The 22,035-nt window shown below is 61.6% G+C and carries 22 protein-coding genes; 10 read left to right on the forward strand and 12 right to left on the reverse strand.

What is annotated here, in order from left to right:
- Positions 1-2: 2 nt before the first annotated feature.
- Positions 3-611: an HNH endonuclease gene (locus AAC850_RS09925; RefSeq protein WP_340588591.1), complete on the reverse strand. Its 609-nt coding sequence runs from the start codon at positions 609-611 to the stop codon at positions 3-5.
- A 135-nt stretch (positions 612-746) separates the two neighbouring features.
- On the opposite strand from AAC850_RS09925, the gene gluQRS reads away from it, so the two are divergent.
- From gluQRS to AAC850_RS09945, 4 genes are read left to right on the forward strand one after another with little or no spacing between them, the layout of a single operon-like run.
- Positions 747-1,592 (forward strand): tRNA glutamyl-Q(34) synthetase GluQRS, encoded by an 846-nt coding sequence (gluQRS, locus tag AAC850_RS09930; RefSeq protein ID WP_340588592.1) that lies wholly within the window; start codon positions 747-749, stop codon positions 1,590-1,592.
- Entirely contained in the window at positions 1,589-1,816 is a 228-nt protein-coding gene (locus AAC850_RS09935; RefSeq protein ID WP_340588593.1) for a hypothetical protein, read from the forward strand. Before gluQRS ends, AAC850_RS09935 begins: the two co-directional genes overlap by 4 nt.
- A gap of 28 nt (positions 1,817-1,844) precedes the next feature.
- On the forward strand, positions 1,845-2,420 hold the full coding sequence (locus AAC850_RS09940) for a cob(I)yrinic acid a,c-diamide adenosyltransferase (protein WP_340588594.1): 576 nt from the start codon (positions 1,845-1,847) through the stop codon (positions 2,418-2,420).
- Positions 2,421-2,470: 50 nt separating this feature from the next.
- Positions 2,471-2,815: a hypothetical protein gene (locus AAC850_RS09945; RefSeq protein WP_340588596.1), complete on the forward strand. Its 345-nt coding sequence runs from the start codon at positions 2,471-2,473 to the stop codon at positions 2,813-2,815.
- Between the two features lie 5 nt (positions 2,816-2,820).
- Here the strand turns inward: AAC850_RS09945 and AAC850_RS09950 are convergent, their stop codons facing one another.
- From AAC850_RS09950 to mutS, 3 genes are read right to left on the reverse strand one after another with little or no spacing between them, the layout of a single operon-like run.
- Complete coding sequence (locus AAC850_RS09950) at positions 2,821-3,240, reverse strand: YidH family protein (protein WP_340588597.1); 420 nt, start codon at positions 3,238-3,240, stop codon at positions 2,821-2,823.
- Positions 3,241-3,292: 52 nt separating this feature from the next.
- Positions 3,293-3,529, reverse strand: a complete 237-nt coding sequence (locus AAC850_RS09955; protein WP_340588598.1) for a hypothetical protein — start codon at positions 3,527-3,529, stop codon at positions 3,293-3,295.
- 36 nt (positions 3,530-3,565) lie between these two features.
- On the reverse strand, positions 3,566-6,190 hold the full coding sequence (gene mutS, locus AAC850_RS09960; protein WP_340588599.1) for a DNA mismatch repair protein MutS: 2,625 nt from the start codon (positions 6,188-6,190) through the stop codon (positions 3,566-3,568).
- Positions 6,191-6,306: 116 nt separating this feature from the next.
- Between mutS and AAC850_RS09965 the strand changes: the two genes are divergently transcribed.
- The 3 genes from AAC850_RS09965 (at position 6,307) to AAC850_RS09975 (ending at position 11,171) form a co-directional block, all read left to right on the forward strand.
- Positions 6,307-8,568 (forward strand): NADP-dependent malic enzyme, encoded by a 2,262-nt coding sequence (locus AAC850_RS09965; RefSeq protein WP_340588600.1) that lies wholly within the window; start codon positions 6,307-6,309, stop codon positions 8,566-8,568.
- Positions 8,569-8,630: 62 nt separating this feature from the next.
- Positions 8,631-10,058: a DUF1800 domain-containing protein gene (locus AAC850_RS09970; protein ID WP_340588601.1), complete on the forward strand. Its 1,428-nt coding sequence runs from the start codon at positions 8,631-8,633 to the stop codon at positions 10,056-10,058.
- Between the two features lie 3 nt (positions 10,059-10,061).
- Complete coding sequence (locus AAC850_RS09975) at positions 10,062-11,171, forward strand: DUF1501 domain-containing protein (RefSeq protein ID WP_340588602.1); 1,110 nt, start codon at positions 10,062-10,064, stop codon at positions 11,169-11,171.
- Positions 11,172-11,174: 3 nt separating this feature from the next.
- Here the strand turns inward: AAC850_RS09975 and trmB are convergent, their stop codons facing one another.
- From trmB to ctrA, 3 genes are all read right to left on the reverse strand, one after another.
- On the reverse strand, positions 11,175-11,876 hold the full coding sequence (trmB, locus tag AAC850_RS09980) for a tRNA (guanine(46)-N(7))-methyltransferase TrmB (protein WP_340588603.1): 702 nt from the start codon (positions 11,874-11,876) through the stop codon (positions 11,175-11,177).
- Positions 11,877-11,911: 35 nt separating this feature from the next.
- Positions 11,912-12,676 carry a sulfite exporter TauE/SafE family protein gene (locus AAC850_RS09985; RefSeq protein ID WP_340588604.1) on the reverse strand — a complete coding sequence of 255 codons (765 nt, stop codon included), beginning with the start codon at positions 12,674-12,676 and terminating at the stop codon, positions 11,912-11,914.
- A 199-nt stretch (positions 12,677-12,875) separates the two neighbouring features.
- Positions 12,876-13,571 (reverse strand): response regulator transcription factor CtrA, encoded by a 696-nt coding sequence (ctrA, locus tag AAC850_RS09990; protein WP_274698854.1) that lies wholly within the window; start codon positions 13,569-13,571, stop codon positions 12,876-12,878.
- 698 nt (positions 13,572-14,269) lie between these two features.
- Between ctrA and AAC850_RS09995 the strand changes: the two genes are divergently transcribed.
- On the forward strand, positions 14,270-14,644 hold the full coding sequence (locus AAC850_RS09995) for a hypothetical protein (protein WP_340588605.1): 375 nt from the start codon (positions 14,270-14,272) through the stop codon (positions 14,642-14,644).
- A 271-nt stretch (positions 14,645-14,915) separates the two neighbouring features.
- Here AAC850_RS09995 and AAC850_RS10000 read toward each other — a convergent pair whose 3' ends face one another.
- The 3 genes from AAC850_RS10000 to lptB all read right to left on the reverse strand — a co-directional run bounded on the left by AAC850_RS10000 (position 14,916) and on the right by lptB (position 18,749).
- Positions 14,916-16,286: an MFS transporter gene (locus AAC850_RS10000; RefSeq protein ID WP_340588606.1), complete on the reverse strand. Its 1,371-nt coding sequence runs from the start codon at positions 16,284-16,286 to the stop codon at positions 14,916-14,918.
- A 223-nt stretch (positions 16,287-16,509) separates the two neighbouring features.
- The gene (gene rpoN / locus AAC850_RS10005; protein ID WP_340588607.1) at positions 16,510-17,961 is read right to left on the reverse strand and encodes an RNA polymerase factor sigma-54; all 1,452 of its coding nucleotides are present in this window, start codon (positions 17,959-17,961) and stop codon (positions 16,510-16,512) included.
- 23 nt (positions 17,962-17,984) lie between these two features.
- Positions 17,985-18,749: an LPS export ABC transporter ATP-binding protein gene (lptB, locus tag AAC850_RS10010; RefSeq protein WP_340588951.1), complete on the reverse strand. Its 765-nt coding sequence runs from the start codon at positions 18,747-18,749 to the stop codon at positions 17,985-17,987.
- A 238-nt stretch (positions 18,750-18,987) separates the two neighbouring features.
- Here lptB and AAC850_RS10015 point away from each other — a divergent pair, with 238 nt between their 5' ends.
- Together AAC850_RS10015 and AAC850_RS10020 are read left to right on the forward strand one after the other, a co-directional pair.
- Complete coding sequence (locus AAC850_RS10015; RefSeq protein ID WP_340588608.1) at positions 18,988-19,377, forward strand: hypothetical protein; 390 nt, start codon at positions 18,988-18,990, stop codon at positions 19,375-19,377.
- Between the two features lie 68 nt (positions 19,378-19,445).
- Positions 19,446-20,780 carry a mechanosensitive ion channel domain-containing protein gene (locus AAC850_RS10020; protein ID WP_340588609.1) on the forward strand — a complete coding sequence of 445 codons (1,335 nt, stop codon included), beginning with the start codon at positions 19,446-19,448 and terminating at the stop codon, positions 20,778-20,780.
- A 38-nt stretch (positions 20,781-20,818) separates the two neighbouring features.
- On the opposite strand, the gene AAC850_RS10025 is transcribed toward AAC850_RS10020, so the two are convergent.
- Both AAC850_RS10025 and ppa read right to left on the reverse strand, forming a co-directional pair.
- Positions 20,819-21,322, reverse strand: a complete 504-nt coding sequence (locus AAC850_RS10025) for a DUF4262 domain-containing protein (protein ID WP_340588610.1) — start codon at positions 21,320-21,322, stop codon at positions 20,819-20,821.
- A 70-nt stretch (positions 21,323-21,392) separates the two neighbouring features.
- Positions 21,393-21,920: an inorganic diphosphatase gene (gene ppa, locus AAC850_RS10030; RefSeq protein WP_340588611.1), complete on the reverse strand. Its 528-nt coding sequence runs from the start codon at positions 21,918-21,920 to the stop codon at positions 21,393-21,395.
- Between the last annotated feature and the right edge of the window lie 115 nt (positions 21,921-22,035).

Consider the following 22,035-nt stretch of genomic DNA (forward strand, 5'->3'; position numbering starts at 1 on the left):
TCTCAAGCCTCCAGCTCAATATCCCAGTAGAGCCAATCCCGCCATGTCTCGTGGAGATAGTTCGGCGGGAAGCATTTGCCTTGCTGTTGCAGCTGCCAGCTCGTCGGGCGGATCGGGCGGTATTGGAGGTGCATTCCCGCTTCTTTCGGCGTGCGTCCGCCTTTTTTCATGTTGCACGGCGCGCAGGCCGTCGCGATGTTTTCCCACGTGGTCCGGCCGCCCTGCCGCCGGGGGATGACGTGGTCGTAGGTCAGGTCCTTCTGCACGCCGCAGTATTGGCAGGAGAACCGGTCGCGCAGGAACAGGTTGAACCGCGTGAAGGCGGGAAACTGGCTCGGTTTCACATATTGGCGCAGCGCGATGACGCTGGGCACCGCCATGTCGAGCGATTGCGAATGCACCGCACGGTCATAAGTCGCGACGATATCGACACGTTCGAGAAACACCGCCTTGATCGCGGTCTGCCACGGCCACAGGCTGAGCGGATAATAGGATAACGGAGTGTAATCCGCGTTGAGCACCAGCGCGGGGCAGCTTTCCAGTGCGCGTTCCGGGTCTCCCTCAGCGCTCCTGAATCTCGCAGTCCGTTCAATCAGTTCGGCTTTGAACACGTCCAGCTTCTCCCTGATTTCTAGGAATGTGCATTTGCACGCGAAAGCGTCAACCCTGTTACAGACAGGCTATCCACAGGGATGTGCACACGCGCCGCGTTCTGACATGAGCCGCAAAGCCCTATGCCCGACCCTATGACAGTCACCCGTTTCGCCCCCAGCCCCAACGGCCCATTGCACCTCGGCCACGCCTATTCAGCGATTGTCGCGCATGATCTGGCGGAGCAATCGGGCGGACGATTCCTGCTGCGGATCGAGGATATCGACGGTGCACGCTCACGCCCTGAACTGGCCGATGAATTCCGCCGCGATCTGGAATGGCTTGGGCTGGAATGGGAGGAAGTGCCCGCGCAATCGACGCGCCTCGCCAGCTACGAGGCGGCAGCGCAACGCCTCCTGGACGAGGGGTTGCTTTACCGCTGCACCTGCACCCGCGCCGAGATCGAGGCGCTCGAACCGCGCATGGGGCCGGAAGGCATGGTCTATCCCGGCACCTGCAAGCACGGCAATCACGACGCTATGCGCCCTCACGCCTTGAGACTGGATATGGAAAAAGCGCTCGCCCGCACCGGGCCGCTGACATGGGAGGACGCACTCCAAGGCCCGCAACAGGCCACCCCGCAGGAATTCGGAGATGTGGTGCTGGTGCGCAAGGATGCACCTGCCAGCTACCACCTTGCCGCGACGATGGACGATGCGGCGGACGGGGTCACGCTGGTCACCCGCGGGGCAGATTTATTCGCCGCCAGCCACATTCACCGGCTGCTCCAGGCGCTGCTCGGCCTGCCGGTGCCGCGCTGGCATCATCACGCCCTGTTGCTCGACAGCGACGGCAAGAAACTGGCCAAGCGGCGCGGTTCGCCTTCGCTGGCAGACCGGCGCGCAGCAGGCGAGGATGGCAAGGCACTGGCGCAAAGCCTGCGTATGGGCCAAATACCGTGTGGCATAACGCTCTCACGCTCCCCACATGGTGACACATGAACGCAATTTTCATCATCCTGATCGCCTTTTTCTCCATCATGGTGCTGGTCTCGCTTGTGCGCGGCATCATCGCCTTCCTGCAGACGACGAAGATCGACCTCGAGAACGGGGGCGAGAATTCGCAGGCTTTGCAGGCGAAGCAGAATCAGGCGATGTTCGCGCGGATCAAGTACCAGGCGCTTGCCATCGTGGTGATTGCCGTGCTGTTGGTCGTTAACAGCTAGCGTCGCATCGGGCGACGGCGAGGGGCAATTGGTCAAGCTGAACAAGATTTATACCCGCACGGGCGACGACGGGACTACCGGCCTCGTCGATGGATCGCGCCTGCCCAAACACGCGCCGCGCATGGAAGCCGTGGGCGCTGTCGATGAAGCCAACGCAGCCCTGGGCTTTGCGGTGCAGGTGATCTCCGGCACTTATCGCGATGACCTGGTGCGACTGCAGAACGATCTGTTCGACCTGGGCGCCGACCTTGCAACGCCCGCTGGCGAGGACGAGGATTTTGCGCCATCCGAAATGGTGCTGCGGATCGTGCCGGCACAGGTGGAATGGCTCGAACAACGGATCGATGCGGTGAACGCCGATCTGGCACCGCTCACCAGCTTCATCCTGCCCGGCGGCAGCGAGGCGGCAGCACGGCTGCACCTTGCCCGCACCTCCGCCCGGCGGGCCGAACGCGCGGTTTCTGCACTGGCAGCGCAGGAGCCTACTAATGCCGCAGCCCTGCAACTGGTCAACCGCCTGTCAGATTACCTATTCGTACTCTGCCGGGCAGTGAATGATGGCGGTGCAGGCGATGTCTTGTGGACTCCCGGCGCCAATCGATAGTCAGGAACAAGCCTCCTTGCCCGTCCGTTGATTGGGCAAAGGAGAATTACATGACCGATAGCAAACCGACCAGCCAGGAAGCGCGCCAGGCAGACCTCGCTCCCGAGACCCATAATGACGAGCAGGACGACCACCGCGACCAGGCACAGGAAGTTGCCGAACAGGCCCAAGCGCTCACCGAAGATACGAGCAGCCCGACCGAGAGCACCAAGGGTCCCAATTCGTCAGGCATCATGGGCGATTCAACGCAGGATACCGTCGATCACATGCGCGACATGGAAAGTTCGGGTCGCATCGACATGCATGCCTATGACGGTGAGCCAAACCACGATGACAATGTCGACAAGTATGGCAAGGACAAGAAGCCGGACGGCCTGCGCGGCGATGGCACCTGAAGGGTCTAGCCCTCCGGCCCGATCGATCCGTCATTGAGTACCCAGAGCGCCACGATCAGCAAGAGGGCGCCGGCCGATATCGAATAGGCGATCAGCTTGATATTGGGCAGTTTGGGTGAATCGATCGCGTGCGAAGACAGGCGTGAGAAGGCGCGGCAGGCGCGCCTTTCCGCGCCGATGGCAAAGACAATTGCCAGCATGATGAAGCCCGTCGCAATCGCCTTTGCTAGCCACGGTGGTTGGAATTCGCCGAACAGCGCCCGGAAACCTATCCCGATGGCGATGGCGGCAAAGGCGGTGCGCATCCAGCCCGCAAATGTGCGTTCGAGCGCCATGATCGTGCGATCTTCCGCCCAGTCGGTGCGGTTTTCCGCCCATTTGGTCGACTTATCGACTGTGTCGTCTGCGGGGTCGTCCTGTGCCATCGGAAAAACAACGATCGGGTTAGGGCGGACGTTCCCTCGGGCTTGGCAATGGCTAGCCCTGCGGCTGCACGACCTCATCGCCCCATCCATCGTCGGCTAGTGTTTCCGCGGTCCAGCCATCCGCTTCGGTGTTGCCGGGATGGTTGGAATGCATGGCTTCGGCCTGTGCAGTAATCCGATCCGAGGCGGTCGCGAGTTCACCGCCATTGTCCTCGGTCCCGACCACCCGGAAAACCGCAAGCATGATGAAGCCCAGGAAGACGAGCGCCCCGACCTTGCTGCGAAACATGTAACCACTCATGCACCAGAAGGTAGCGGCGTGCAGTTAATGACCGGTTTCGTCCGCAAGACGGCGCAATTCGTACAGCAACTCCAGCGCCTCGCGCGGACTGAGCGCATCGATATCGAGCGTTTCGAGCCGGTCGCGAAGGGCGTCGCATTCTTCCGCCTCGGCTTCGGCTGCAGCAGCGAACAGCGGCAATTCGCCAAGCCCTGCGGCCAGACCTCCGGTTTCGGCGCGGCCCTTCTCCAGCTTGTCGAGCACCGATCTGGCGCGCTTCACCACAGGGGCAGGCACGCCAGCGAGCTTGGCAACCGCGAGGCCATAGCTGCGGTCTGCCGCGCCTTCCGCCAGTTGGTGCAGCAGGACGAGGTCGCCTTTCCATTCCTTCGCACGGACATGGTGCAGGCTGAGCGCCTCGCAGGTCTCTGCCAGCCGCGCTATTTCGTGGTAATGGGTCGCGAACAGGCAGCGGCACTTGTTGGTCTCGTGGATCGCTTCTGCGACCGCCCATGCCAGTGCCAGCCCGTCATAGGTCGATGTCCCGCGTCCGACCTCGTCGAGGATAACAAAGCTGCGCTCGCTCGCCTGCGACAGGATGGCCGCGGTTTCGACCATCTCGACCATGAAGGTGGAGCGGCCGCGCGCGAGGTTGTCCGATGCGCCGACGCGGCTGAACAGTTGGTCGACCAGACCGATCCGCGCCGACCTGGCAGGCACGAAACCGCCCGCCTGCGCCAGCAGGATGATCAGCGCGTTCTGGCGCAGGAAGGTCGACTTGCCGCCCATGTTCGGGCCGCCGACCAGCCACAGGCGGTCACTTTCGGACAGCGCGCAGTCATTGGCGACGAACCGCTCGCCCGAAGCCGCCAGAGCACTCTCGACCACCGGATGGCGACCCGCCTCGATCTCGAGAAGCGGCGCGTCGGCAATGACTGGCCTGCACCACTCGCCTTCGGTCGCACGCTCGGCCTGGCCTGCCGCGACGTCGAGCCGGGCAAGCGCGGCAGCGGTTGCGGCGATTTCCTCACGGCGGCTGGCCACGCGGGCCACAAGCTCATCGAAATGCGCTTCCTCGGCAGCCAATGCACGGCCACCCGCCTCCGCAATCCGGCCGGCTTCCTCGTGCAGGGTGAGCGAGTTGAAGCGCACCGCATTGGCCATGGTCTGGCGATGGGTGAAGCCGCTGTCGGGATCCATCAGCTTGTCGGCGTGCTTGCTGGGAACCTCGATGAAATAGCCGAGCACGCCGTTGTGCTTGATTTTCAGCGAAGGCGTGCCGGTTTCCTCGCGGTAACGCGCCTCCATCGCGGCGATGGCGCGGCGCGCATTGCCGGAAACTTCGCGCAATTCATCGAGCGCGTGGTCGTATCCATCGGCAATGTAGCCACCGTTCTGCCGCTCTGTCGGCGGGGAGGGTACGAGCGCGTGGCCCAGCAAGTCGGTCAGCTCGGCATGGCCTGTCAGCGCGGGCAGGAGTGCGTCAAGCAGGGCTGGGCGGTCGGATTTTTCCTTGAGCACATCATGGATCCGACGCGCTTCGCACAATCCGTCGCGGATCTGGCCAAGGTCCCGCGGCGAGCCTCGACCTGCCACCAGCCGCCCGAGCGCACGGCCGATATCGGGGAGTGCGCGAAGCAAGCCGCGCAAATCGGCACGCAGCAGTGGGTCGGCGTGCAGATAGGACACGAGCGCCAGCCGCGCTTCGATCGCGGGCCGGTCTGCCAGCGGGGCCGACAGGTCTTCGGCCAGCAGCCGCGCACCCGCTCCGGTCACGCAGCGATCCACCGACCCGATCAGCGAATGCATGCGCCCGCCTTGCTGCGAGCCAAGGATTTCAAGGCTGGTGCGCGTCGCCTCGTCCATCGCCATATGGCCGCCCGATGCCCGCGCTTGCGGAGGCAGCAAGAGCGGCAGGTTGCCGCGTCCGGCATGGTCGAGATAGGCGAGCAATCCCCCTGCCGCTGCAAGCATGGCGCGGCTGAATTGGCCGAACCCGTCCAGTGTCGCGACACCGTGAATTTTCTTCAACGACGCATCACCATTATTGCTGGCAAACGTTGCCGAAGGGCGCAGAACGGCACCGTCGGGCGCTGGCTCCCAGCCTTCGGGCGCGATGATCTCGCTGGCTCCGATCCGCGCCAATACCGCTCCCAGCCTTTCGGGAACGCATTCCTCCAGCACCATTGCGCCGGTCGAGATATCGCACGCAGCAACGCCGCATGTGCCGCGCACGTCGCAGATCGCCGCGAGCATGTTCGCTCGGCGCGGTTCGAGTAGCGCTTCCTCGGTCAAGGTTCCGGCTGTGACGAAGCGCACGATGTCGCGCTTCACCAACGCCTTGGACGTTGGCGTGCCTTCGCGTTTGGCGCGGGCCTTGGCCTCGTCAGGCGTTTCAACCTGTTCGGCAATCGCGACGCGGCATCCGGCCTTTATCAGCCGCGCGAGATAGCCTTCGGCTGCGTGAACTGGAACGCCGCACATGGGTACTGGCTCGCCATCATTCGCGCCGCGCGTGGTCAGTGCGATATCGAGCACACCGGCGGCCGTCTTCGCATCGTCGAAAAACAGCTCGAAAAAATCCCCCATCCGGTAGAACAGCAAGCAATCCCCGGCCTCTGCCTTGAGGTCGAAATATTGCTGCATCATCGGAGTTGCGGTGCCGGCCATGAAGCTGAATGCGGTAGCGGCGATTGAGTCGATTCGGAAAGGGCGGTGACCGAACCTTTCCCCTATCGCCACCGCGAAACAGGCTCTATGCGAGATTCCAAACAGGAGAGAGCGTCTTGGACGAGAAAGAAAACACCAGCTTCACCACCCGCGAGGCTTTGTTCTACCACGAGACTATCCGCCCAGGTAAGATCGAGATCATCGCTTCCAAGCCGATGACAACGCAGCGCGATTTGAGCCTTGCCTATTCGCCAGGTGTCGCCGCGCCGGTTGAGGCCATCGCCGCCGATCCCTCGCTCGCCGCGCGCTATACGGCGCGTTCAAACCTTGTTGCGGTGATTTCGAACGGCACCGCCATCCTCGGCCTTGGCAATCTCGGCGCACTCGCTTCGAAGCCGGTGATGGAAGGCAAGGCCGTCCTGTTCAAACGTTTCGCCGATGTCGACTCCATCGATATCGAGCTCGATACCGAAGATCCCGAGGCATTCATCAATGCGGTCGCGCTGATGGAGCCGAGCTTTGGCGGCATTAACCTCGAAGACATCGCCGCGCCTGAATGCTTCATCATCGAGCAGGCGCTGCGTGAACGGATGAAGATTCCGGTCATGCACGATGACCAGCACGGCACCGCCATCATCGCGGCCGCCGGCCTGCTCAACGCTGCGCATCTGACCGGACGCGAGCTGAAAGACTGCAAGATGGTCGTGAACGGCGCGGGTGCATCGGCGCTCGCCTGCACCGCGCTGATCAAGGCCATGGGCATTCCGCATGAAAACGTGATCGTGTGCGACCGTTCCGGTCCGATCTATCACGGCCGCGAGAATGTCGATCAGTGGAAGAGCGCCCATGCCGTCGATACGCCGCACCGCAGTCTCGAAGAGGCGCTGGACGGCGCAGACATCTTTCTCGGCCTGTCAGCCGCCGGTGCCCTGAAGCCCGAATGGGTAACGAAAATGGCCGACCAGCCAATCATTTTCGCCATGGCCAATCCGACGCCGGAAATCATGCCGGACGAGGCCAAGGCCGTGCGCCCTGATGCAATCATCGCGACCGGACGCAGCGATTTCCCCAACCAGGTCAACAACGTGCTTGGTTTCCCGTTCATTTTCCGCGGCGCGCTCGATGTACAAGCCACCGCGATCAACGAGGAGATGAAAGTCGCCGCAGCCCGCGCAATTGCCGAACTCGCGCGCGAACGGGTGCCCGAGGAAGTGGCGGCTGCCTACGGCATCAATCACAAGTTCGGACGCGAATACATCATTCCCGCTCCGTTCGACCCGCGCCTTATGGAGCGCGTCTCCTGCGCTGTTGCCAAGGCGGCGATGGATTCGGGTGTCGCGCAGCAACCGATCGCGGATTTTGAAGAATACACCCTGCGGCTGCGCAGCCGTCTCAATCCGACGACTTCCGCGCTCACCCGCGTTTACGAAGATGCCAAGGCCAATCCCAAGCGCATGGTGTTTGCCGAGGCGGAAGAGGACGTATCGCTGCGAGCGGCGATCCAGTTCCGCGATTTCGGTTACGGCACGCCCATCCTCGTGGGCCGCACAGACAAGGTGCTGGAGAAGCTGCGCGAGCTGGCGGTGGACGATCCCGAAAGCTACGAAATCGCCAATTCGGCCAATTTCGCGGATATCGAACCGATGGTCGAATATCTCTACAAACGGCTCCAGCGCCGCGGGTATACCGAGCGAGATGTTCGCCGCATGGTGAACCAGGAACGTAACGTCTTTGCCGCCTTGCTGGTGGCGCTAGGACATGGCGACGCCATGATCTCGGGCCTGACCCGTACCTTCAGCCAGACCGCGCGCGAAGTGGCCCGCGTGCTTGATCCCAAGCCCGGCGCGACACCGTTCGGCATCCACATGATCGTGGGCAAGAACCACACGACCTTCCTTGCCGACACGACCATCAATGAACGCCCGAGCGCCGAGCAACTGGCGCATATTGCCAAGGAGACCGCTGCCGTGGCGCGGCGCATGGGGCACGAACCGCGCGTTGCATTCCTCTCCTATTCGACATTCGGCAATCCCGCCGGCCAATGGCTCGGAAATGTGCGCGATGCAGTGGCAATCCTTGATGCAGAGGACCCCGGCTTCGAATATGAGGGTGAAATGGCCCCCGATGCTGCGCTCAATTCGACAGTGATGGAGATGTATCCCTTCAGCCGCCTGTCGGGCCCGGCCAATGTGCTGATCATGCCCGGACTGCAAAGCGCCAATCTGTCGGCCAAATTGCTGCGCGAACTGGGCGGTGATGCGACGATCGGGCCGATGCAGATTGGCATGGAAAAGCCGGTCCAGATTGCCCCGATGACCGCGATTGCGCCCGAAGTGCTGACGCTGGCGGTTCTCGCAAGCGCGGGTATCGTCGGCTAGCGCGACCATTCGCGACAATTTGGTACGCCTGTGTTCAGGATGGCTTGCTATGACTGTGCCTCATGACGGACACGGCAAGCATTGCGAATGACCGGTTTGGTCTGGGAGCGCGGCCTGAAACGCGCGTTCCTGGCGATGTGCGTGGCTGGTTGGCGGAACAATTACGCGCGTTCGAGCCGAATCCCACTGACATATCCGACTTGGCATCCACCGCAGATCTCATCACCGATCTCGCTGAATCGCGAGGGATGATGCAGGCTGCGCGTCGGTCTGGCAGTTCGCAATCACAGGATGAAGTACGCCAAGCGCGCCTTGAAGTTACAAGGCGTGATCGCCGTAATGCCTTTGCGGCAGGTGCCGCCCGGTTGCGTATCGCGGCGCAGAGCGAGACACCCCTTGCCGAGCGGTTGGTCCATTTCTGGTCCAACCATTTCGCAGTTTCGGCAGAGCGCCTTCCGGTCCGTTCGCTGGCAGCCGACTACGAATTCAGGGCAATCCGCGGCAATCTAACCGGCAATTTTGCCGACATGCTGCGCGCTGCCATCGGCCATCCGGCAATGCTGACATTCCTCGACCAGACTCGGTCTGCCGGGCCCAACAGCGCGTTGATCAGCAGGATCAATGCTCGCCGCAACAATACGCAACTGGGCCTGAACGAGAACCTGGCCCGCGAGGTTCTCGAACTGCACACGCTCGGGGTGCGCAGCGGATATACACAGGATGATGTCGAGGAACTTGCCCGTGCGCTTACCGGCTGGACCGTGGCGGGATTCGCGCGCGGGGGAATGCGCCGCTTTGTCGACGGCGAACCAGGTGAGACCGTGTTTATCCCTGAACTTCATGAGCCGGGCGCCCGCACCGTGCTTGGCAAGCGCTATCCCGAAGTTGGCGAAGCCCAAGCGCTGGCCATCCTCGGCGACCTTGCCCTGCACCCCGCCACAGCGCGCCACCTTGCGACCAAGCTTGCCCGCCATTTCATTGCAGACGTTCCACCCCAAAGTGCAATCGTGCGATTGGAGCGCGCCTATCTCGACAGCGGTGGGGAATTGGGAGCGGTTTATGATGCTCTCATCGATGCGCCCGAAGTCTGGTCGGCGCCGCGCGACAAGTTTCGCACCCCGTGGGACTGGATCGTGGCAACAGTGCGCACGCTGGGCCCCAATGCGATCCCGCGCAATCCGCAAGCGCTGCACCGGCTGTTCGAAATGCTGGGCCAACCCGTCTGGCAGCCGGGCAATCCTTCGGGATGGGGCGATGTTGCGAGCGACTGGGCTTCTCCCGGCGCCCTGTTGAGCCGCGTGGAAATTGCGAATCGCCTGACCATGAGCGCGCCGCGCAATGCGAGGGGCCATTTCGATCCGCGCTCGCTCGCGCAATCCGTGCTCGGCGAGGCTTTGCAGCCGGCTACGGCGGAGGCAATCGCACGCGCCGAGGCACCGGGCATGGGTGTCGCCCTGCTGCTTTCCAGCCCCGAATTCATGCGGAGATAGGCCATGGATGTGAACCTTACCCGCCGCCAGATACTGCTCGCTTCGGCCATCGCCGGAGCCGGGATCAGCTTTCCACGTGTCGCCTTTGCTGCCGGCCAGCAAAAACGCTTTGTCTTCGTACTGCAACGCGGCGCAGCGGACGGACTATCTCTGGTACAGCCGCACGGCGACCCTGCCTTGCGCGCCTTGCGGGAACGGCTGGTGGACGAGGATGCACGCCCGCTCGACGGGTTTTTCGCGCTTCACCCCGCGCTGGAGCAGACCGCCGCAATGTTCGCCAGTGGCGAGGCGCGAGCCTGGCACGCCGTGGCCACCGGCTACCGCGCCCGCTCGCATTTCGATGCTCAGAACGTTCTCGAAAGCGGCCACGCCGAGCCTTATGCTTCCGACACCGGGTGGTTGGGCCGCTTGCTGCCGCTCCTCCCCGGAACGCCCGGTGCGCTGGCGCTGTCTGCCGCTGTCCCGCTGACCTTGCGCGGTAGTTTGCCTGTCGGGACCTATGCGCCCAGCCGCTTGCCCGATCCCAGCGAAGACCTGCTCGCCCGCGTAGCTATGCTCTATGGTGAAGACGCACAGCTCGGCCCATTGTGGGAAGAAGCGATGCGGACCCGCATGGTGGCGAGCGATATCGGCGAGAATGCCGGACGCAACGGCCAGCAGGTTGGAGAATTGGCATCCTCGCTGATGATGGCCGATCGCGGCCCGCGTGTGATGATGGTGGAAACCGGCGGCTGGGACACGCACCAGGCACAACCTGCGCGGCTGGCCACGCAATTGCGCGGGCTCGATGGACTGCTCGGTGCGCTGCGCACGGGGCTGGGCGATGCCTGGCGCGATACGCTGGTGCTGGTTGCGACGGAGTTCGGGCGAACCGCCGCGATCAACGGTTCGCTCGGCACCGATCATGGCACTGCATCGGCTGCGCTGCTGCTTGGCGGTGGACTGCCCCCGGGTGACAAGGTGATCGCCGATTGGCCCGGCTTGGGTGCGGCTCAACTCCACCAGAACCGCGACCTGCGCCCGACCGGCGATCTGCTGGCATTGGCAACCGGCGCTGTTGCAGACCATTTCGGTATCAACCGCGACCGCGCGCTGGCGGCTTTGCGAGGTTGAGCCCTACTTCCGCCGGTACCTGAAATACCAGACTTCGTGCTTGAACGTGTTGCGCGCCTTGTGCTCGTAGCGCGTTTCGGGCCAGCCCGAGGGACGATTGCGAAAGCTGTCCGGCCCTTCCGTCACCCACTCGAATTCGTCGCGGAAACGCCGCATGACCATCAGCGCGTGGCGCACGTAGATCGGGTGATCGGTGCCAAAGCGGAACTCGCCGCCCGGCTTCAATTTGTCGGCGATCATGCGCACCGGCCCGTCATTCATCATGCGTCGCTTGGCGTGCTTGTTCTTGGGCCACGGGTCTGGATGGAGCAGATACGCCATCGTCAGCGCGCCATCGGGAATGCGCGCCAGAACTTCCAGCGCGTCTCCGTGATGGATGCGCACATTGGCGAGCGTGCCGTCGCGCACATGTCCCAGCGCCTGCGCTACGCCGTTGAGGAAGGGCTCTGCGCCGATAAATCCGTGATTGGGGAGCAGGTCGGCGCGGTAGGCCATATGCTCGCCGCCGCCGAAACCGATCTCGAAATGCAGCGGGCAATCCTCGCCGAACAGGCGCTGCGCGGTGACTTCGCCATCATCGGGGACGGCAATACGCGGCAAGAGCGTGTCGACCAATTCCTGCTGACCGGCGCGCAGGGGCTTGCCCTGGCTGCGGCCGTACAACCGCTTGAGCGTGGTGGGATCGCCTTCCTTGTGGGCGCTCATCGTTCAATTCCTGACATGCGCGCGCGTTAGCGCCCTCATCCCCATGCCGTCCAGATGCCATATCCGCTTGTCGCCGTCAGCACGATGCCGACCAGGACCAGCATCAGCTTGGGACTGAAATGGCGCGCGGCCATCGCGCCGAATGGCGCAGCGGCAATGCCTCCGATGATCAGGCCGAGCGTGGGGCCGGCAATATGCGAGATGCCGAAGTGGTAGATGAAAGAGGCCGAGATGCTCACGGTCAGGAAGAACTCGACCGAATTGACCGTGCCGATGACCTTGCGCGGCTCTGCCCCCTGGATCAGCAGGTTCGACGTGACGACCGGGCCCCAGCCGCCGCCGCCCGCAGCATCGAGGAATCCGCCGACAAGGCCGAGCGGCGCGACATGTTTCGCCTCGCGCAGCTTGGGCGGATAGAGCAAGCCGCGCACCAGCAGCCACACGCCGATTCCTGCGAGATAGATCAGCACGAAAGGCTTGATCAGATCACCGGGTATCGAAGCCAGCAGATAGGCACCTGCCGCACCGCCAATGACGCCCGGGATCAACAGGCGGAAGAACAGGCGCTTGTCGATATTGCCGTGGAGCAAATGGCTGATGCCGGAAGTAGCGGTAGTAAAACACTCGACCAGATGGACGCGCTGCGAGGCGAGGCCGGGAGGCACGCCCAGCAGGCCGACCATCAACGTGTTGGTGATGACGCCAAAAGCCATGCCCAGTGCGCCATCGACCATCTGCGCTGCGAACCCGATCAGGACGAACGGGAGTATGACCCAGATATCTATTCCGAAAATTTCCACCCGTGCACGCCTTGTGGTTGATCCGAAGTAATCCGGTTAGCGGCTTGGAGGCGGCGCGGCGAGAAGGAAAGAACTTGTTGCCTGCAATCAAAAATTTCCCGCCCGGAAGGACGAGAATGCCCCGGAAGTGCGAGGGGAGAAACTCGCACATCCGGGGCAATTTTCGGGCACCCTCGTCCGTCAGGACGAAAATCTCGTGTCAGGCAGCTTCGGCTTCCACATCGGGATCGCGCAAGACGTAGCCGCGGCCCCATACGGTTTCGATGTAATTGTCACCGCCGCACGCGCTCGACAGTTTCTTGCGCAGCTTGCAGATGAACACGTCGATGATCTTGAGTTCAGGCTCGTCCATCCCGCCATACAGGTGATTGAGGAACATTTCCTTCGTCAGCGTCGTGCCCTTGCGCAGCGAAAGCAGCTCGAGCATCGCATATTCCTTGCCGGTCAGGTGAACGCGGGCACCATCGACTTCGACAGTCTTGGCATCAAGGTTCACGGCCAGCTTGCCGGTGCGGATGATCGACTGGCTGTGGCCCTTCGAACGACGCACGACAGCATGGATGCGGGCAACCAACTCGTCACGGTGGAACGGCTTGGTCACATAGTCGTCCGCGCCGAAGCCGAACGAGCGGATCTTGGAGTCCATCTCGGCAATGCCTGAAAGGATCAGCACCGGCGTCTGCACCTTGGCGACGCGCAGCTTCTTGAGCACATCATAGCCGTGCATGTCGGGCAGGTTCAGGTCGAGCAGGATGATGTCGTAATCATACAGCTTGCCCAGATCGAGGCCTTCCTCTCCCAGATCGGTCGAGTAGACATTAAAGCCTTCGGTGGTGAGCATCAGCTCGATAGCCTTGGCCGTTGTTGGCTCGTCTTCAATCAACAGAACGCGCATTATCGGACCCCTTTGTCCCCGTGGTAAGACCCCGTTAGGAGGTGTTGCCATGAATTAACCACGACACTTCTCTCCAAAAAAGGTTAACAATCGGTTTCCAGCGTTAAGACTTTTTGGTGAGTCTTCCTTGCAACAGCCCCAAGCCGTTAATTTCCGGCGCTTTCGCGCGGCGAAGGTGTGAAGGCCCGCGAAAGTTTTGCGGCGCGCGAAGGCAGCCGCGAAGCAAACACCAGCCACTCGGTTCGCCGCAGCCACGGGGCATTTGGAGCACATGGAGCACAGTCCAGGGTGTGAAAACTGAAGCGCCGCCGAGAGTGCGATTTGCGAGCGCGTAGGGCGCGGCATTTGCATGACGTGCGGGTGGTTTGGACGAGATGGCATGGAACGGACCTGACTTCGGCGGCAAGAGGGGTGCGACGAAGTTGGCGGAAAGGTGCGGATGTAGGGAAGCGGGGTGCGCCGGACTTTTCTGGGTCGAATCCTGACTTGGCCTCACGCACTAATCACAGAAGGATACGAAATTCGCGTGCTGTGTTCGACACAATTCGCATATCGACCAAGCCTTCGGGGGCGAGAGGTCAAATCCCGGTAAGGAGGATTGACCGTTACTGGCAATCCGTGTTGACGCAGCGGGAGTCGCAATTTGGGGTGGGAAGCGGACCTTGCTGCCGCAGCGCTTTCGATTAACATGCCGGACCATGGATGCGCGCATATCTTTAGCTGATATCGGTCAATATGTAGAGACGGAAATCGAATCCTTCGCGGTGCCTGCCCAGCGCCCTGATCAGCTTGGAGAGCCACTCCCCGCTGAATGGTTTTCGAAGCAACTTGACGAGATGACAGCGGCACTGGTCGAGCCTTACCTCTTCGAGATTGATGGTGACGGGCGCTTTCCCGGAGGTATACCCAAGCCGGTGCCAAGGCAGGTTATCATAGTTGCTGAGGACGACTATCTCTTCCTCGCTTATGATCCGGACCCCGACGGTGATTTCGCCCTGATATTCAAGTCCGCTTCCGGGTTTGGCGTATCGCCCATTCGCGGCGGGGCCGTGGATTGCTTCATGTCACGCTAGGCAAAGTGGGTTGCCAAAAATCGGCCACACTCAATGGCCGCAATTGGGTCATTTGCTGACCAGCCGCATTTGTCTGTCGGTGCAAATAACTGCCAGTCTGGTTTCAGGAGATGGCGAGCGGTTGTCGATAGTCCGCTTATGGGGTGGGAAGCGGACTTTGAGACTCGAAAGAATTAGTGTCCGCTTTGTCCACGAAGTGAATGCCAATAGCTATCGACTGCCCGTTCAGCCTTAGTTTCCTGATATATCCCCGTCCCCGTCTGTGGCCTGATCATGCAGCTCTAAAAGACCTGCGGCGATCTTGAAAGATTCCCTGTTCACGAGTGGCGCGGGCATCAAGTCGGCTGAAAACTACGAAGGTTACAAGGCCGAACAGGCTCGCCAAGGTTATTACGTTCCAGAATCCGGTAATACCGCCGAGGTCATAAACGTCGCCCATCATCGCGGAACTTATAACCCGAGCCACCGAGGAGGTTGCAACCAAAAGCGAAAACTGGGTTGCGGAGATTGTCTTGAGGCAAAGGTTCATCGCCGTCGCACAGAACATGATGAACATGGCCTGCGCAGCAATAGTTTGGACAAAGACGTAAATTCGGAAATTCAATTCTGTTTGCTGGACAGGTTCCAGTATCGCAAAGATCAGCGAGGCCAGGGCCATGACCAGGAACAACAGAATACCGGTGAATGTGGCACCGATCCGTTTTGTGACCGAACCGAGCAACAGCATGCAGCCCAGCCCGGCAACAATTCCGGCGACACCGGCGAGCGAACTGTAGCCCGTCTCGTCCCATTGCAGCACCTCCGATGCAAAGATCGGGCCCCCGACATCAAGGCTCGCATAGATTGCTCCGGTCGACATGAATGCCGGTACGAAGAACAATATTCGGCGTTGGAAAAACGCCTTTCGCATGTCCTTGAGCAACGGAAGCCATTGGGTGCGGTGCAAGGCCATACATTCCACTGATGCTTTGCCCCCGGTCCATGGCAGCATTCTTTCGCCCGGGCGTTCGCGCACAAGGATGACGATGGCCAACACTACGCCCAAAAACGCCGCAAAACAAAGCGCGACAGCACCGATCCCGTAGAATTTTAGAAGAAGTCCCGCCACGGCAGCGGCGACGCCGGTTCCGATAATCTGTCCCGCAAACATCACCGAATTGGCCGAAACGCGCTGTTCTTCAGGGGTCACTTCGACGGCAATGCCATCGATGGCCGAATCCTGAATTGTAATCGCGACATTCATGAAGAACGCAATTGCGGTGAGCAACGCCATTTCCTCAATGCCGGGTGCAAAAATCGCGAGTACGATAAGAGACAGGATTGCACCGGCCTGTGCCGCAATCAGCCACACACGTTTGCGGCCCATGGGCGGAAAGGTATAGCGATCCATGAAGGCGCCATAGAACAGCTTGAACGCTGCCCAAGGGAGCATAGCCAGACCAATAAAGCCCCCGATCTCGCCAGCGGATGCTCCGTTCACGGCAAGCCAACTGGGTACAGCAATCGTCCAGAGGCCAATCGGAGCACCTTGCGAGAAATATAGCAGGAAATAGCAGACATACCGCAAAGCCCGATTTTCGGTCAGGGCGAGTGATTTTGGAAAGGATAATGCAGCTAGCTTGGTTCTTTGAGGTGAAGACATTCTCGCATGTTAAACACGCGATCCATTGTCTGCAACACGGCCGTTAGCTGAACGCTAAACAGCAAGATTGTCCGCTTTTGCGCCCGTAGCCGACATTGGATCGGACTAACGCAAATGTCCGCAAATGGGTCGCGAGCGGAATGTCGGCTTTCAGAGCAGAATGGCAAATATAGTTGACGCATTGGGCACCAGCGCAACCCGTGCGCGCAACCCTGTTTCCCGCTCACCCAATCCCCGCCAGCTTCTTCGCCCGTCGCCGCTGCACGCTTGAGCCGATCCCGATAGCTTCGCGGTATTTCGCCACGGTGCGGCGTGCGAGGTCGAAGCCTTCGGCTTTCAGCAGTTCTACCAGCTTGTCGTCCGACAGCACTTTCTTCGGGTCTTCGGCGTCGGTCAGCGCCTTGATGCGCGCCTTGACCGCTTCGGCGCTCGCGCCTTCGCCGTCCTCGCCGCCGCCCACTCCGCTGGTGAAGAAGTATTTGAGCTCGAACGTGCCGCGTTCGCAGTGGAGGAACTTGTTGCTGGTGACGCGGCTGACGGTGGACTCGTGCATGTCGATCGCCTCGGCCACGGTCTTCAGCGTCAGCGGGCGCAGTTCGGACACGCCCTTGCGGAAGAAGCCGTCCTGCTGCTTCACGATCTCGGCGGCAGTTTTCAGGATGGTTTTCTGCCGCTGGTCCAGGGCCTTGATCAGCCAGTTGGCATCGGCGAGCTTTTCGGACAGCCAGCTTCGCGCTTCCTTGCCGGGGCTGCCATCGCGCAGCTCGATATAATAGCCGCGATTGACCACAAGGCGCGGCAATGTGGCCTCGTTGAGCTGGATGTCCCAGCGGTCCTTACCGTCGGCATCCTTGGCCGCGTTGATCAATATGTCGGGCACCACCGCCGCGCTCGTGCCGCCGCCGAATTGCAGGCCGGGCTTGGGATCGTAGCTGCGCAATTCGGTGAGCATTTCGGCGAGGTCTTCCTCGTCCACCTGGCAGATGCGGCGGATATGCGCGAAGGCGCCCTTGGCGACGAGATCGAGGTTGTCGATCATCACTTTCATGCACGGATCGTAGCGGTCAGCCTCTTTCGCCTGCAGCGCGAGGCATTCGCTCAGGGTCCGCGCGCCGACGCCGGTGGGGTCGAGCGATTGCACCACTTCCAACCCCGCTTCGGCATCGACCAGCGTCACGCCGAGCGCGCCCGCCACATCGCGGAGGGAAGCGGCAAGGTAGCCCGCCTCGTCCAGCAAGCCGATGATGTAGCGCGCGATAAAGGCTGTTTGCTGGTCCGGAGCAGACGCGCCGACCTGTTCTTCGAGATGGTCCGCCAGCGACAGCGCCTCGCCCTCGCGGTTTTCCAGGTCCGGCCCGTCTTCGCCCCCGCCGCTGGCCATTTGCGCCGACCAGTCGCCTGTATCGCGGTCGCGGTCCAAGGCGCTGTCGTCGATATCAAGTGCGCGCTCGCCCTCGGCAGAGGTGGCGTCACGCGGTTCGGTATCGGCAGGTGCCTCGCGGTCTTCGCTGCCGATCTCGCCCGCTTCGAGCAGCGGATTGCTTTCCAGCGCATCGCCGATGAAGCTCTCGATCTCGAGGTTCGACAGCGCCAGCAGCTTGATCGCCTGCTGCAACTGCGGCGTCATCACCAGCGATTGCGATTGCCTGAGGTCTAGGCGTGGGCCTAGCGCCATGGACTATTCCCCCCGGCCCTGGGTCACAGCTCGAAATTGTCGCCCAGATACAGGCGGCGCACGTTTTCGTCGGCGACCAGTTCCTGCGGACTGCCGGCGAACAAGACCTGTCCGCCGTAGATGATGCAGGCGCGGTCCACGATGTCGAGAGTTTCGCGCACGTTGTGATCGGTGATCAGCACGCCTATGCCGCGTGTCTTCAGATCGGTCACAAGGTCGCGGATGTCACTGATCGAGAGCGGATCGATCCCGGCGAAGGGCTCGTCCAGCAGCATGATCGAGGGGTTGGCCGCCAGTGCGCGGGCAATCTCGCAGCGCCGCCGCTCACCGCCGGACAATGCCATCGCCGCGCTATCGCGCAGGCGCGTGAGGCCGAATTCGTCGAGCAGGCGTTCAAGCTCGCAGGCGCGCGTTTCCTTGTCAGGCTCGACCATTTCGAGCACGCAATTGATGTTCTGCTCCACCGTCATGCCGCGGAAGATGCTGGTTTCCTGCGGCAGGTAGCCGAGGCCAAGGATCGCGCGGCGGTACATTGGCAGGTTGGTGACATCGACGCCGTCCATCAGGATGCGACCACTGTCGGGCTTCACCAGACCCATGATCGAATAGAAGCACGTCGTCTTGCCCGCGCCATTGGGGCCGAGCAGTCCGAGCACCTCGCCCTTCGCCACGCTGAGCGAAATATCCGATAGCACGCTGCGCTTGTCGTAGCTCTTGGCGATGGAGACGACTTCGAGGCCGCCTTCGGGCGGCAGTTCGGGCGATGCGTTGGAAGGAGCCTCTGCCATCGTGTGTGCCAGGGCTTCCTCATCCAGGAATTCATTGTCGAGCGCGCTCATGTCTTGTCATCTAGCATGAGACGGGCGGGTTTGAAGGGTGTTTGGCAAGATTCGTGCATGAGTGGTGCAATCCGTGGTATAAGAGTGTCCCATTATTCCTCACACGGCTCGCCACCCGGGTTGCCGCACTTGTGTTTTGGCCGTGAGTTTGGAATAGCCCCGAGTCGGGATTGGAGAGGAGAAAAGCGTGAACAAGACGCTTTCACCGGAACCGAAGGTGCAAGAGCACACGGCTCCGAAGTCGCATACAGGCGTCGATTGGCGCCGCAAGGCAAGCGACCATGTCGCATTCGGGCTGCTGGTTTACACCGGCCTGCATATCTTTTTGACCATGAAAGAGCTGAAGACGGGCAGCGGATCGATCCTGCCCTATTTCGCGCTCATCGTGCTGGTTGCTGCAATCATCCCGGCATGCCGCTGGGTCGAGATGCGCTGGGAAAAGCTATCCGATTCGCAGGCGAGCGATCCTGCGCTGGCGCCGGTCTTCAAGAAGGAAATGATCCTCGTGTGGTGCGCCGCGATCGGCTTGCCCATTGCGCTGACCTTCGGTTTCAAGGGCCTGGTCGCTCTGTTCTGAATATACTTGCACGCCTTTGTCTTGCGCTCCTGCTCGCCTTCGGTGCCGCATCCGCGCAGGCCGCGCTCGTGCCCGAAGCTCCTGCCGAGGAGCAGGCGGCAGACGCGCCCGAAGCAGGCTCCATCGATGTCGAACAGAGCGAAGGCGCGGATGAGCGGATCGCCGCCCGCCTTGCCGATATTTTCGCCAATGTCCCAAGCCTTTCTGCCGTCACGGTGAGCGTTTCCGAAGGCGTCGTCACCCTGTCGGGCAGCGCGCCCGATGCCGAAGCGGTCGCGCGGGCGGAAAGCATCGCCATCGGCGTGGACGGCGTGGTGACGGTCGAGAACGCGATAGAGCGCGATGTCTCGGTCAATCTCGAGGACGGCGTCGGCGGGCTGGAGGACAGGCTGCGCGATCTCTGGCGCATGTTGCCGCTGGTGGGGATGGCCGTGGTGGTGGGCGTGCTGATCGCTGCATTCGGTTATCTGCTCGCGTCGTTCAGCGGATTCTGGAAACGCATTGCGCCCAATGTCTTCCTCGCCGAGCTTATCGCCAGCGCATTGCGCTTCGTGTTCGTCATCATCGGCATAGTGATCGCGCTCGACATGATCGGTGCAGGCGCGCTGATGGGCGCGGTGCTGGGCGGTGCGGGCGTGATCGGAGTGGCGCTGGGCTTTGCCATGCGCGACACGATCGAGAACTATGTCGCCAGCCTGATGCTGAGCCTGCGCCAGCCTTTCCGCGCCAACGACCATGTCGTGATCGAAAGTCATGAAGGCCGCGTGATCCGGCTGACCAGCCGCGCGACCGTGCTGATGACGCTCGATGGCAATCACCTGCGCATTCCCAATTCCACCGTCTTCAGCGGCACGATCCTCAATTACACGCGCAATCCGCAGCGGCGGCTCGAGTTCGTGCTGGGTGTCGATGCCGATGACGATGCCAATGCCGCGCGCCAATTGGGGCAGGCAACATTGGCGGCGCAGGATTTCGTGCTCGACGATCCCGCACCCGAAGTGCGGATTACCGAAGTTGGCGATTCCAATGTGACACTGCGGTTCCTCGCATGGATCGACCAGCGCGAGGCCGACTTTCACAAGGCCAAGAGCCGCCTGATCGCGGTATGCAAGGCGGCGCTGGAAGAGGCAGGCTTTGCCCTGCCCGAACCGATCTACCGCCTGCGCTTCGACCAGCGCACTGCCACGCTGCCGTTCCAGAATGTGGGCGACATGGCGCCATCAGCATCTCCGTCTCCGGCACCCGCACCGCCTCCGCCATCACCGCCCAAACCCGCCGCAACGCCCGCAGTCGAAGAAGACGTGACGCCCGAGGACGAGGTCGCGCGCATGGTCGAGGCAGAACGCAAGGTGTCGGGCGAACAGGACAATGATTTGCTCGATAGCAGCAGGCCGGTGGAATGAAGGGTTCGAGATAGGACTGCGCTGGGTGTTTCCTGCCGTCAGATCATGAGGCCGGCCCAACTGCCGTCTGTTAAATCGGGCTGATCGCTTGCGAACGCTGGATCGAAGTCCGGCTGCCACGGAAAAAACCCCGCACGGTCTGGCCAAATAAGCTGGAGGCACGGGAAATCATCACCGCGGTAAAACCACTGACTCCAACCAAGATGCTCGGCGTAGAGGTCCCGAGAGACAGGAAGGAGCACAGCCTGATGGTTCCCGAATATGCCCGAGAGCCTTATCTCCGGTTTCGGAACATTCCCCGCGCGAATGTTGCGGTAAATGTCCCATAAGATGTCGTGGGACACCTGCTTCGGCAATGAGAACACAATGATTTCCGGATGGCTTAGGCCATGGAAGAAGCCGGTTGAGTAGGTGAAATCAAGTTCCTTCTTCTCTGGATCGAAAACGCGTGTTCCGAACCACCCATGCTCCCGGATTTGTGCGAGGAAGGCTCGATCTGTGGGGTCAAGTTCAGTTTCATGGAGCTCGAGCGCTGTTTTCATGCCCATGAAGCTGAACGCAAATACCACTTTTCGCAATGACCGCTATTGGGTCGTTAGCTGAAGCGGATGGCTACCCCTTCGCCCGTTCAATCGCTTCGATCACCACCTGCTTGGCTTCGGCGGCATCGCCCCATTTGCCGATCCGCACCCATTTCTCGGCTTCGAGATCCTTGTAGTGGGTGAAGAAGTGCTCGATCTGCTGGAAAATGATGCTCGGCAGGTCCTTCGTTTCGGCGACGTCCGAATAATAAGGGAAGGTGGTATCGACCGGCACGCAGATCAGCTTTTCATCGCCGCCATGCTCGTCTTCAAGATTGAGCACGCCAATGGGCCGGGCGCGCACGACGCAGCCGGCGATGAAGGGGGAACGGGCGATCACCAGCGCGTCCAGAGGGTCGCCATCGGGTGACAGCGTGTGCGGCACGAAGCCGTAATTGGCGGGATAGCGCATTGGTGTGTGCAGGATGCGGTCGACAAACAGGGCGCCCGACGGCTTGTCGAACTCGTACTTCACCGGCTCGCCCCCGGTGGGGACTTCGATGATGACATTCAGGCTTTCGGGCGGATTGTCGCCTGTCGGTATATTGTCGATACGCATGGATGCACTCTTTCTATGTCTTGCGGTGCCAGCCCGACTCCCCCTCCCAGCCACCCGATAGGATACCGGCGGGAAAATCGGGTGGCTGGGAGGGGGAGTTGGGCAGGAGCCGAAC

The organism is Erythrobacter alti, assembly GCF_037996805.1.
Lineage (GTDB): Bacteria > Pseudomonadota > Alphaproteobacteria > Sphingomonadales > Sphingomonadaceae > Alteraurantiacibacter > Alteraurantiacibacter alti.